Source organism: Microbacterium sp. DMC48 (genome assembly GCF_056313825.1).
In genome coordinates, this window is sequence record NZ_JBQUZN010000003.1 from 874,824 (window position 1) to 886,461 (window position 11,638).

At 72.0% G+C, this 11,638-nt stretch carries 11 protein-coding genes; 4 read left to right on the forward strand and 7 right to left on the reverse strand.

The annotated features are described in order from the left end of the window. Positions 1-66 precede the first annotated feature (66 nt). Positions 67-675 (forward strand): hypothetical protein, encoded by a 609-nt coding sequence (locus ACT53O_RS03985; protein WP_036319224.1) that lies wholly within the window; start codon positions 67-69, stop codon positions 673-675. Between the two features lie 62 nt (positions 676-737). Here the strand turns inward: ACT53O_RS03985 and ACT53O_RS03990 are convergent, their stop codons facing one another. Next, positions 738-1,064, reverse strand: a complete 327-nt coding sequence (locus tag ACT53O_RS03990; RefSeq protein WP_036319227.1) for a hypothetical protein — start codon at positions 1,062-1,064, stop codon at positions 738-740. A gap of 74 nt (positions 1,065-1,138) precedes the next feature. On the opposite strand from ACT53O_RS03990, the gene ACT53O_RS03995 reads away from it, so the two are divergent. Further along, positions 1,139-2,584 carry an NAD(P)/FAD-dependent oxidoreductase gene (locus ACT53O_RS03995; protein ID WP_433720039.1) on the forward strand — a complete coding sequence of 482 codons (1,446 nt, stop codon included), beginning with the start codon at positions 1,139-1,141 and terminating at the stop codon, positions 2,582-2,584. A 106-nt stretch (positions 2,585-2,690) separates the two neighbouring features. On the opposite strand, the gene ACT53O_RS04000 is transcribed toward ACT53O_RS03995, so the two are convergent. The 5 genes from ACT53O_RS04000 to ACT53O_RS04020 form a co-directional block, all read right to left on the reverse strand. Then, positions 2,691-5,669 (reverse strand): HtaA domain-containing protein, encoded by a 2,979-nt coding sequence (locus ACT53O_RS04000; protein ID WP_476151402.1) that lies wholly within the window; start codon positions 5,667-5,669, stop codon positions 2,691-2,693. A 94-nt stretch (positions 5,670-5,763) separates the two neighbouring features. Beyond that, positions 5,764-6,561: a heme ABC transporter ATP-binding protein gene (locus ACT53O_RS04005; protein WP_476151403.1), complete on the reverse strand. Its 798-nt coding sequence runs from the start codon at positions 6,559-6,561 to the stop codon at positions 5,764-5,766. After that, positions 6,558-7,592, reverse strand: coding sequence for a FecCD family ABC transporter permease (locus tag ACT53O_RS04010; protein WP_476151404.1), 1,035 nt, complete (start codon positions 7,590-7,592; stop codon positions 6,558-6,560). Before ACT53O_RS04010 ends, ACT53O_RS04005 begins: the two co-directional genes overlap by 4 nt. Next, entirely contained in the window at positions 7,589-8,728 is a 1,140-nt protein-coding gene (locus tag ACT53O_RS04015; RefSeq protein ID WP_476151405.1) for a heme/hemin ABC transporter substrate-binding protein, read from the reverse strand. Before ACT53O_RS04015 ends, ACT53O_RS04010 begins: the two co-directional genes overlap by 4 nt. Next, positions 8,725-9,573 (reverse strand): HtaA domain-containing protein, encoded by an 849-nt coding sequence (locus tag ACT53O_RS04020; RefSeq protein ID WP_476151406.1) that lies wholly within the window; start codon positions 9,571-9,573, stop codon positions 8,725-8,727. Before ACT53O_RS04020 ends, ACT53O_RS04015 begins: the two co-directional genes overlap by 4 nt. 138 nt (positions 9,574-9,711) lie before the next feature. Here ACT53O_RS04020 and ACT53O_RS04025 point away from each other — a divergent pair, with 138 nt between their 5' ends. Both ACT53O_RS04025 and ACT53O_RS04030 read left to right on the forward strand, forming a co-directional pair. Further along, entirely contained in the window at positions 9,712-10,659 is a 948-nt protein-coding gene (locus ACT53O_RS04025; RefSeq protein ID WP_476151407.1) for an aldo/keto reductase, read from the forward strand. After that, positions 10,656-11,033 carry a MerR family transcriptional regulator gene (locus tag ACT53O_RS04030; protein WP_135949578.1) on the forward strand — a complete coding sequence of 126 codons (378 nt, stop codon included), beginning with the start codon at positions 10,656-10,658 and terminating at the stop codon, positions 11,031-11,033. Before ACT53O_RS04025 ends, ACT53O_RS04030 begins: the two co-directional genes overlap by 4 nt. Here the strand turns inward: ACT53O_RS04030 and ACT53O_RS04035 are convergent. Continuing rightward, complete coding sequence (locus ACT53O_RS04035; protein WP_135949577.1) at positions 11,030-11,605, reverse strand: winged helix-turn-helix domain-containing protein; 576 nt, start codon at positions 11,603-11,605, stop codon at positions 11,030-11,032. The genes ACT53O_RS04030 and ACT53O_RS04035 overlap by 4 nt on opposite strands. Positions 11,606-11,638: the final 33 nt, after the last annotated feature.

An 11,638-nucleotide genomic window follows, 5' to 3' on the forward strand; every position in this document is an offset into this window, starting at 1 on the left:
ACCGTCGGCGCAGAGGAGCCGATCGCACCCTGTCGCCGCGCCGAGCGCTGTCCCTAGGATGGCGACATGGCAGCCGCGGAAGCACCGGAGTGGATCGTCCGCGAGGACGCCACGCTTCCGGTGCTCGTCGCACTGTATCTGCGCCAGGTCCTCGGCATCCGCTTTCCGGAGGAGCTTCCGCACCTGCGCGGAATCCCGCCCCTGAGTGCACCGATCAGCGAGTACGACGACCGTTCGGCGATCGAGCGGCAGTGGCGCGCGTACTGGGATCTGACGGTCGAGCCGCAGGCCAATCCCTCTCCCGTGCCCCTCGAGCTCATCGACGGGTTCGAGACGGTGGTGGCGCTCCCGGTCGAGGGCTTCGACGAGCTCGCCGATGCGATCGCCCCGCACGGGACGGATGCCGTGGCCTACGCCCGCGCCGAGCATCAGCGCTATCGGTCGCGTCTGGGTACGGGTGCGTCGTACCGCGCCTATGCCAGCGCGATCGCCGAACACGAACGCGTCGTGGGACGGCGCGCGCACTCGTTCGAACTCAACGTCCAAGTGCTGCCGTTCACGCAGCGCGGCGTCTGGTGGATCGGGGCGCTCACGATCGCGGTGACCGACGGCCTGCGCGGCGACATCGCCGCCTTCGACGCCGCGGTCGCGCCGATCATCGCCGACATCGCCTGACGGCGTCCGCCGGTCGCGGCCTCCGCCGGCCGGTCGAGCACAGGCGCTCTGGCGCGGCGCGACTACTCCGCGTCGTCGATCGTGATGACCTCGCGCTCGACGCGCACCTCACGGGCGCGACGGGCCAGCGAGCGGTCGAGAACGAGCGCGACCACACCGCCGACGGCGACGCCGACCGGGATCGCGAAGAGGCAGATGAACCCGAAGACCTGCGTCGTCGAGTACGAGACGCCGGTGGTCGCGCTCTCGTTCTCGCCGCCTCCGAAGGCGAACGTGAGCACGAGGGCGGCCAGGATGCCGAGGACCGCGCCCGCCAGCAGGAACACCGTGTATCGCGGGCTGCGGCGCACCTGCGCGGTCTCGATGCGGTGCGCGGCGGAGGAGCTCATGCACCCATTGTCCCACCGTGTCAAGCATGGGGGTGCGACAGGGGCGGTTCACGCGGTCGCGGTAATCTGCGGCTATGACGGCATCCGCATCCCAGGCTTCCGACGGCTCGACGAACACGACGCACGACACGCGGCCGCACGTGGTCATCGTCGGTGGCGGTTTCGCCGGGATCAGCGCCGCGCGAGCCCTGCGGCACGCCGACGTACGGGTGACGCTCATCGATCGCCGCGTGTACAACACGTTCCAGCCCCTGCTGTACCAGGTCGCCACGGGCGGGTTGAACCCCGGCGACGTGACCCATTTCCTCCGGAGCCTGCGGGTGCGCCAGCCCAACCTCGATGTCGTGCACGAGCACCTCATGGAGATCGATCCCGAAGGCCGCACGGTGCGCCTGCTCGACGGCCAGGAGATGTCGTACGACTACCTGCTGGTGGCCAACGGCGTCACCACGGCCTATCACGGCACGCCCGGCGCGAAGGAGAACTCGTTCGCGGTGTACTCGCGCTCGCAGGCGATCGCCATCCGCGACTCCCTCTTCACCCGGCTCGAGCGAGCGGCCGTGCGGGACGGGCGCACCAAGGGACTGTCGGTCGTGGTGATCGGCGGAGGCCCCACGGGCATCGAGATGGCGGGAGCTCTCGCCGAGCTGCGCGACCAAGGCCTGGAGCCGGCCTACCCCGAACTCGACGGTGACGCGTTCCGCATCACGTTGGTGCAGCGCAGCGAGATCCTGAAGCCGTTCCTGCCGAAGCTGCGCGACTACGCGGCGGCGCAGCTGCGGCGCCGCGATGTGGAGCTGCGCCTCGGCGCGGGCGTCGACGAGGTGCGACCGGATGCCGTCGTGCTCTCGGACGGCACCGTGCTGCCCTCCGATCTCACCGTCTGGGCGACCGGCGTCGCGCCCCACGAGGAGGTGCGCGACTGGAGCCTGCCGCTCGACACGGGCGACCGCATCCGCGTGGGCGCGGACCTGCAGGTGGAGGGACTGCACGGAGTGTTCGCCGCCGGCGACGTCGCCGTCGCTCCGCAGGACCTCCCCCAGCTCGCCCAGCCCGCGATCCAGGGCGGCGAGCACGTCGCCCGACAGATCGTGCGGCTCATCGCGGGACAGCCCACGGAGCCGTTCTCGTACTACGACAAGGGGCAACTGGCGATCATCGGCCGACGCGCCGCCATCGGCGAGCTGCCCGGCATCGCCAACCTCCCGGGACTGCACCGTCTGCGCTTCCTCTCGAAGATTCCGCTCCTGCGCAAGACGGTCGCCCTCACCGGCTCGTTCGGCTGGCTGACGTGGCTCTTCGTCCACATCACGAGCCTGCTCGGTCCGCGCAACAAGCTGATGGTGCTCATCGGTCTGGTCGCGCGCTACGGCGTGCACCTGTACCGGACGCCGGTGCCGATCGTCGGCGACGTGCCGGCGATCCGACCGTCGAAGGCGCAGCGCCGGCGGCTGACGCCCGAGCAGCGCGCGGCCGCGGATGCCGACGCCGGCGTGAGCGCCGGAGTCGATGGCGACTGATTCGCCCCTCGCCTGACCTCACCGACCCGCGTGGCGTCGAGCCGCGGCGGGCCGGAACGCCGCAGCGCCCCGCCGAAGCCAGGCGGGGCGCTGCGGGTTCGAGGGCTCAGGCCGAGCGACCTGCGACGGCGCGTCGGCGGAGTGCGACCAGGCCCGCACCGAGCAGGAGCATTCCGAGCCCCACCCAGACGGTTCCGTCCGGCATCGTTCCACCCGTGGCCGCGAGTGCTCCCGACGTCGCCGTGTCGCACGGCACCTCCGCGCCCAGCGGGAAGGTGAACGACACGGGGTCGAGGCTCTCGCCCACCGAGTAGAAGCCTCCGAAGGCCTCCGCTCCGGCCGCGGTCAGGGTCGCCGCGGCATCCGCCCACGCGAGCGCGCCGCCGCGGGTCGTCGCCGCCGGGAGCGTCAGGTTCGCGAGCACGACGCGGCCGTCGACCGACGGGCTGCCGCCGTACCCCTTCGACTGCACGTAGGCGCTGAGCGTCGCGGTGCGCGCGCCGGTGACCTGGATCACGGGGTTCGAGATCGTCAGGTCGAGCAGTCCTCCGTGCCCGGTGAAGCTCGCCGCTCCGCCGAAGGCCACCCGGCCGATGCCCTCCTCGGTGTTGAAGGCCCCCGACCCGCTGCGCCACGCGATCGACGCGGAGCCCTTCGCGATCGGGCCGTTCACGTAAGACACGAAGCTCTGCTTCACACCCCACGTGAGGGCGGCCCCGTCGACCGCACGCGCCGTGCAGACCGCGACGGGTGCGGCGACCGCCTCGGGTGCGGGGGATGCCGATGCGGCCTCGACCGCGATCGGCTGCTCCACGGTGATGTCGCCCGCACGGACGACGACCGTGTGCGCGCCCGCGGCCAGGGTGGCCGGGATGAGGCCGGTGACCGAGAAGAGGCCGCCGTCGCCGACGGTCGTGGTGCCGAGGGTGACCACGTCGGAGTGCACCTCGACGGTGACGGCGACCCCGGCGGGGAAGCCGCTGCCGCGCACCGTGAGCGAGCCGCCCTGGACGACGCTGGGCGCGCTGAGGAACACGGTGGGTGTCGTGGTGGTCGGCGTCGCCACCGTCACCGCCGTGAAGGTGTCGAGGCTGCGGTCGGTCAGCGACAGTCCGTGCGCCGCGGACGTCGCGACCTGGTAGCTCGTACCTGGCTCGAGGGTGCCGGCCGGGATCGTGAGCGTCGTGGTGAAAGCGCCGTCGAGGATCGTCGGGACCCAGCCCTGCGCGATCCACCCGCCGGCGGGGAGGGCGGACTGCCCCGACCACAGCGAGGTCTCGCCGAACAGCACGTAGACGCCGTTGGCCGCACCGGGTCCGGTGAAGCCGGTGCCCGAGACGGTCAGGACGTTCTCGACGGCGGGGTCCACCTCGGATGCCGGGGTCACGGTGACCTTCGGACCATCGGTCGGGGGAACCTCGTCCGCGAACGAGAGCGGCGTGGCGGTCTCGAACGGCGCGTACGTCGCACCGCCGGCCGCGTAGGTGAACACCCCCCACGTGCCGTTCGCGAGCGCGCCGTCGGCCTTCGAGACGTGCAGCGTGGTCGAGAAGCTGCCGTCGGCGGCGAGCTCGATCGCGCCGGCCGCGGCGCCCCCGACCTTCGCCATGTCCGCGGCGAGCAGGCCCCACTTCGTGTCGAAGCCCTTACGCGCGGAGGAGATCGCGCCGGTGCTCGGTCGCCAGTCGGCGGCGAACGACCCGAACACGATGTAGGCCCCGGTGAACGAGCCCTGCAGCGGCGGCCGGGTGCCGTCGGTGTCGGGCGCGTGGGGGAGGAAGCCGGAGCCGGTGACCGTCACCGTCTCGCCGTTCGGGTCGAGATCCGCGGTCTTCGACACGGTGACCTTCGGGGTCGGGGTGGGTTCCGGTGCCGGCCCCGACGCGTCGACGACGGTGAACGTCGAGAACGGCGCGTAGACCGCACCGCCGGCAGCCCACGTGCGCACGCCGAAGCGGGAGCCGTCGGGTGCCGTCGCGCTGCGCACGACGCTCAGCGTCGTGGAGAAGGTGCCGTCGGCGGCGATGGCCACGGCACCCGCCGCCGCACCGCCGATCTTGGCGACATCGCCCTCGGAGACGGCCCACTTGGTGTACTCCGCGGTGCGGCCCGCCGAGGTCCAGACGTCGCCGGCGTACGAGCCGAAGCCCACGTACGCGCCGCCGAAGGCACCCGCGAGAGGCGGACGCGTCCCGTCCGTCGCCGGTGCGTTCGGCACGAAGCCGCTGCCCTTCACGACGACGGTGTCGCCGTCGTACAGCGCCTGACCCGTGTACGCCGTGACGCCGTCGGCGAGGAACACCGAGACGGCGGGTGTCGGCTTCTCGGGCTCGACGGCCGCGGTGATGTCGTAGGCGACGGCATCCGACGTCGAGCCGGTGGAGGCGGTGTCGGCCGGGGTAAACACGGCCGTCAGCGTGTGGCCGCCGACGCTCAATGTCGAGGTGCTCACCCGCGCCGAGCCGGAGGCGACGGCGACGGAGCCCAGCGACGCGGAGCCGTCGAAGAACTCCACGGCGCCGGATGCCGCGGGCGTGACGGTCGCGGTCAGTGCCACGCTCGTGCCCGACGCGGCGGTCGCGCTCGGCGAGACGGCGAGGGTCGTCGTGGTCGCGGCGGGCGGGTACAGCGCCTCCTCGTCGATGGTGACCGCGGTGCGCGCAAGCAGGTTCGACGCCGACGGGAACGATCGCGACGGCCACGCGATCACGTCGTACGACGTCGCGCGGTCCAGCTTCGCGGCGGTCTGCGTGAGGGTTCCGGCGATGCTCCCGTCGGCACCCACGACCGCGTCCGTGTTCGGAGTGCTCGCCTGGTCGACGTCGTAGCCGTCGCGCGTCACCAGCGCGAGGTAGACGCTCGGTGCCGTCTGACCCGGCTGGGCCTGCACGTCCTGGAACCCGGTGCCCGCGACCGCGATCTCGATGCCGCTCCCCGGGTTGACGGTCACGGTGGCCGTCAGCGCGGGATCGGACGCGGCCTGCGCGGGCGCGGCGACGCCGACGAGCGCGCCGGCGGTGACGAGCACGGCGGCCAGCCCGCTCGCGAGGGCGCGTCTGAGCGACGGCCTCCTTGTTCTGTGCACGGGAGAACCTCCAGGAGTGTGGCGAAAGGATGCGGATGCCGCAGGGCAAACGCTCAGCCTTTAACTTAGCTTAGCCTAACCTTATTTAGTCCATTCATCGCGATGGATCGCGCCGGACGAGGACGATCGGCCGGCCGGTGTCGGGGTCGGCCAGCACGCGCACGGGGATGCCGTAGACCTCGGCGATCCGCTCCTCCGCCAAGACCTCCGCGGGCTGGCCGTGCGCGACGAGTCGTCCGCGATCGATGACCGCGATCTCGTCTGCGTAGGCGCCGGCGAGCGACAGGTCGTGGAGCACCACGACCACCGCGCGCCCCTCCGCCGCAAGCTCTCGCGCGATCCGCAGCACGTCCTCCTGGTGACGGAGGTCGAGGGCGGCCGTGGGCTCGTCGAGCAGCACGACGGGCGTGTCCTGCGCCAGCACGCGGGCCAGCGACACCCGCGCCTTCTCGCCGCCCGACAACGACGGGAACTCCCGCTCACGCAGGTGCGACACGTCCGCCCGCCTCAGCGCCTCGGCGATGAGGCGATCGTCGTCGTCGGCCCGCGCCGTGTTGATCCAGGGCGCTCGGCCCATCTCCACGACGTCGGCCGCCGTGAACGAGAATGCGACCTGATGCGACTGCAGAAGGACCGACCGTGCGCGTGCGAGCTCCCGCGCCCGCCACTGGGCGAGCGGACGCCCGTCGAGCTCCACCGTGCCGGCGGAAGGCGGGGCATCCCCGGTCAGCACGCTCAGGAGAGTAGATTTCCCGGCGCCGTTGGGGCCGACGAGCGCCAGCACCCGTCCGTACGCGATGTCGAGGGTGACGCCCGCGAGGATCTCGACGCCTCCCCCGGGCGCCCCGACCCGATAGGACACGTCGCGGAGCGCATAGGCGAGCCCGCTCATGCCCAGCCTCCGGCGCGGCGACGGGTGCGGCGGATGAGCACGTAGAAGAACGGCCCGCCGACGAGCGACGTCAGCACGCCGATGGGGAGGTCCGCGGACGGGATCACGGTGCGGGCGAGAAGGTCGGCGTAGACCAGCACCACCGCCCCGCCGAGCAGCGAGGCGGGAAGCAGCGCGCGGTTGGAGGGACCCAGCAGCATCCGCATCACGTGCGGCACCACCAGCCCCACGAAGGCGATGATGCCCACGAAGGCCACGGCGACCCCCGTGAGCAGGGCGACCAGCACGATCGCGACCACGCGCAGCCGTTCGACCCGCACCCCCAGGTGCGCCGCCGTCCGGTCGCCGAGGGCCAGCAGGTCGAGCCGGCGGGCGAGACCGACCGTGGCGGATGCCGCGGCCAGCCCGACCAGGGCGACGAGCCCGACCTCGGTCCACCGGGAGCCGTTCATCGAGCCGAGCTGCCAGAACACGATCTGCTCGCGAGAAGCCGTGTCGCCCGCGAACATCAGCACGGCGAGCGCGGCTCCCGTGAAGGCATTGACCGCGATGCCGGTGAGGATCAGCGTGACCGATTCGGTACGCCCCTGCGACCGCGACGTCGCGTAGACGACGAGGGTCGCCGCCAGCCCTCCGACGAAGGCGAACGCGGCGGTCGCCCAGCCGCCGAGGGGGGTGAGGCCGAAAGTGATCGCGGCGGCGGCCCCGACGGCGGCGCCCGACGACACCCCGACGACGCCGGGCTCGGCCAGGGGGTTGGCGAAGATGGCCTGCATGACGGCGCCGGCAAGCGCCAGCAACGCTCCCACCAGCACCGACATGACCACGCGGGGAAACCGGATCTGCCACAGCGTCTGCTCGATCAACGGCGTCGACGGTGCCCAGGCGTTCGGGATGCCGAGGGAGCGCAGCAGGGAGCCGACGACCTCCGCCGGGCCGATGGGCAACTGACCGATCCCCGCCGAGAGGATGACCCCGACAACGAGCAGGGCCGCCGTCACCGCGTAGATGGCGGGGGCGACCCGGGTCACGGGCCCGGCTCCCCCGGCACGGCCCGCGACGCGGCATCCGACGGATCGTCGGGCGCATAGACCGCCCGCGCGAGCGCGTCCAGCACCTCCGCCGACCGCGGGCCGAACGAGAGGATCTGTCCGTCCGCCATGTCGACGAAGCGTCGGTGCTGGCCCGCGGCGGTGAGCGCGATCGCGGGCTTCTCGGCGAGCAGCCCGTCGATGCCGCCGACCGAGGCGATGCCGGAGGTCATGACGAGGATCAGGTCGGGATCGGCGGCGACCATCGCCTCGTCGGTCAGCGGCTGCATGCCGCGCCAGCCCAGCTGGCCGGCGACGTCGATGCCGCCGAGGGCGCCGATGAGGTCGTCGGCGCCGGACTCGCTGCCGAACAGGTAGAAGATGCCCGACGTCCCGCGCAGATAGAGGAAGACCATGCGCAGTCGGTCGGACTCGGCGGCGGGCGCGATCCGGGAGATCTGCGCGGTGACGGTCTGCAGTTCGCCCTCGATGCGGCCTGCCAGCAGGTCTCCGGCGTCGGCGGCACCGAAGATCGCGGCGACGGCGCGCGCCTGCGCGACGGCGCCCGCGAACGAGGACGAGCGCTCGACGAACACCACCGTGATGCCGACGTCGCGCAGCTGCTGGACGACGTCGGCCGGACCGATGCTCCCGTCCGTGATGACGAGCGTCGGCGCGAGCCCGATGATCGCCTCGGCGTTGACGGAGTGGCCGCTGGAGGTGATCACGGGCAGGTCGCTCACGCCCGCGAAGGTGGTCGAGATGTCGCGGCCGACCAGTCGATCCGCGAAGCCGAGCCCCGCGACGGTCGCCGCGAGGGAACCGGAGAGGTCCATGGCGATGACCCGGGAGGCGTCGGTGACGGTGACCTCCACATCGCCCGACAGGTCGTGGGAGGTCACGGTGACCGGCAGCTGCGACGACGGCGAGGCGAGGACGGGCTCGATCGCGGCGTCGTCGAGCGTCGCGGTCGAGGGGCCGACGTACGCCTTGGGGTCGGCGAGCGGGCTGACGTCCGACAACGCGACGCGCGGAGCGGACGCCGTGGGCTCGGCGGGCGCCGCCGCGGCGGAGCAGCCGGCCAGGAGCACGACGACGAGGCTCAGCGCCGTCGCCGCGACGCGGCGGAGGATCACGAGCCCTCCCCTTCCGCGCCGCCGCGGTTCCGGCGTCGGCGGACGAGGAGCAGCGTGGCGGCCGCGGCCGCGACGACGGCGGCGGCCGCTCCGGCGATCGCCCCGACCGGCGCCGAGGGCTCACGGCTCGCGGCGAGTGCGGCGTCGTCCGTCCCGGATTCCGCGAGGGCGACGGGTTCGACCTCGGTGGTCGGGGTGGATGCCGGGCACCGGGCCGTGACCGAGAGCGTGAGCGGGTCGAACGCCGTTCCGGCCGGATAGCTGCCGAAGGCGGCGAAGCCCTCCTCGGTCACGGCGGTCGCGGCATCCGTCGCGGAGACCGTGACGACGTCACCGGCACGCATGTACTCGATCGCGGCCGCGTCGACCGTGACGAACGGCGTCTGAGTGACCGTGTCGACGGTGCCGTCGCCGGCCATTGCGTTCTCCATCGAGACGCCCGCGACGTCGAGGAGCAGCCGAGCCCCATCCGCCGACAGCTCGAGCGTGGGGTGGGCGACGGTCGTGTCGAGCAGTCCGTCGTGCCCCGTGAACCGGATGCCGCCGGGGAAGGAGACCGCGCCGACGGTGCCGTCCGGGGCGACGGCGCCGGTGCCGGCGGACCAGTGGAAGGCGGGCGTGGTGTATGTCGCACCATCGACCGTCTCCCACCCACCTCGGGCGATCGAGCCCGAGATGTAGGAGCGGAACGACTCCTTGAACCCCCACGTCAGCGATGCGGACGTCACCGTGCAGTCGGCGGGATCGGCCTCTCCCGTCGCGGCGGCGGGGACGGCGGGAGAGACGGCCGCAACGACCGCGAGCAGGGCGATCGCGGCGGAACGCGCAAACGGGGCAGGGCGCACGGGAGCTCCTGTGGGACGACGACCGAGGCCGATCTTGGATAAGGATTGCCTTACCTAAGGTACACGGCGGGGTTGCGTGGCTGAGCTCCCGTTCTGCGTTTGACATGGAGCGCGCTCCAGGTGGTGTGCTGTGGAGCCATGGACACCACTCACCGCAACGAGCTGGCTCTCGGCACGATCTGGTTCGGAACGCGACAGGATGAGGACACCGCGTTCGCGCTGCTCGACCACTACGTGGCGCGGGGCGGCCGCTGGCTCGACACCTCCGACAACTACGCCTTCTGGGAGTCACCCACGGGGCACGGCGGCGCGAGCGAGACCGTGATCGGACGATGGCTGCGCCGGAACCCCGGCATCCGCGAGCACATCTCGATCTCGACCAAGGTCGGCGCGAACCCGACGGTGCCTGGCACGTGGGACGCACCGATGGAAGGTCTGGGCCCGCGCGCCGTCGAGGAGGCGGTCGCATCGTCGATGGCCCGTCTCGGTGTGGACGTCATCGATCTGCTGTGGGCGCACATCGAAGACCGCGCGGCTCCCCTCGAGGAGCAAGTCGAGGCGTTCGGATCGCTCGTCGCCGAGGGGCGCGTCCGCCGACTGGGTGCGTCGAACCACGCGACCTGGCGCGTCGAGCGTGCCCGCTCCCTCGCTCGCACGCGCGGACTGGCCTCCTACGATGCCCTCCAACTGCGACACAGCTACCTCCAGCCGATCCCCTTCGTGCCGCTGCCGTCGGGCCACATGGCCGCCACCGCCGAATCCCTCGACTACGCCGCCGCCGAGGGGCTCGGCATGTGGGCCTACACGACGCTGCTCTCGGGCGCGTACGCACGACCGGAGCGGCTACCGCACGCGTACCGGCATCCCAACACCGAGCGGCGCCTGGCTGCGCTGGACCGCGTCGCGCAGCGCCTCGACGCCACGCGCAGCCAGGTGGTGCTCGCGTGGCTCATCGGCGGCACGCCGGCGGTCACACCCATCGTGGGGGTCTCCGACATCGCACAGTTGGATGAGGCGATGGACGCGCTCGCCTTGCAGCTGGATGCCGAGGCGCGCGCCACGCTCGACGGAAGGGATGCCCAATGACCACGATGCTCACGATGGGCGAGGCCGTCGCGGCGAGCGGCCTTTCGGCCGACACCCTCCGCTACTACGAGGACGAGGGGATCATCGGCCCGCTCGAGCGCGATCACCGCAATCATCGGGTGTTCAGCGACAGCGATCTCGCCTGGATCGGCGTGGTCACGTGCATGAAGGATGCCGGACTCGGCATCGACGACCTGCGCACGTTCGCCGATCTGCTGCACGGCTCGCGCGGGGCGGTGAACCCCGTGGACTTCCTCCGGGAGCGGCGTGCCGCCCTCGAAGAGCGCCGGCGGGTGCTGTCTCGCGCGATCGCGGTCATGGACGACAAGATCGCCCACTTCCGCGGGGGCGTCTCGGAAGCAGGAACGGTCTAGTCTTCCGGTTCGACGCGTTCCGGAAGTACCGACCACATGTAGCGCGAGCGGCGCAGATCCCCGGTTTCACGACGGTCGGCGCTCAATGCCTCGTACTCGTCGAAGATCTCCTGCACACGCTCCTGCAGACGCGCCACCTCATCGGGAGCGAGGAGCATCTGGCCCGTGGCCAGCACCATGTAGGCGATATCGGCATCCGGAGGTCGTACCGACCGCGCCGCCAAGACCTCCTCCATGCGCTGACGCATCGGGGTCAGTCGCGAGTCGATCAAGATGGTGCGGTGCACGGCGTCGGCGTCGGCGCTCGCGACGAGCGAGTAGTCCGGGGCGGCGGGAAGCCACGGCCGTTCCCGGCCGTCGGTGGACTCTCCGCGGCGGATGAGCCCGGTCGCCTCGACCGCGCGCAGGTGGTAGCTCATCGCACTCGGCGACAACCCGACCAGCTCCGCCAGCTCGGTGGCCGTGGCCGGCCCTTGGCGGCGATACAGCTCGTCGACAGCCACCTGGCGCAAGGGGTTCGCCATGGCTCGGACCGCGCGGGGGTCGGAGATCAGGAGGGTATGCGAGGACATCCCTGCCCAGTCTGCCGCGCCCGCAGACGCCCC

Excerpts from the sequence above, each read along its gene's own strand:
- ACT53O_RS03985 (WP_036319224.1), top strand. The coding sequence starts at position 67 with ATGGCAGCCGCGGAAGCACCGGAGTGGATCGTCCGCGAGGACGCCACG.
- ACT53O_RS03990 (WP_036319227.1), bottom strand. The coding sequence starts at position 1,064 with ATGAGCTCCTCCGCCGCGCACCGCATCGAGACCGCGCAGGTGCGCCGC.
- ACT53O_RS03995 (WP_433720039.1), top strand. The coding sequence starts at position 1,139 with ATGACGGCATCCGCATCCCAGGCTTCCGACGGCTCGACGAACACGACG.
- ACT53O_RS04005 (WP_476151403.1), bottom strand. The coding sequence starts at position 6,561 with ATGAGCGGGCTCGCCTATGCGCTCCGCGACGTGTCCTATCGGGTCGGG.
- ACT53O_RS04025 (WP_476151407.1), top strand. The coding sequence starts at position 9,712 with ATGGACACCACTCACCGCAACGAGCTGGCTCTCGGCACGATCTGGTTC.
- ACT53O_RS04030 (WP_135949578.1), top strand. The coding sequence starts at position 10,656 with ATGACCACGATGCTCACGATGGGCGAGGCCGTCGCGGCGAGCGGCCTT.
- ACT53O_RS04035 (WP_135949577.1), bottom strand. The coding sequence starts at position 11,605 with ATGTCCTCGCATACCCTCCTGATCTCCGACCCCCGCGCGGTCCGAGCC.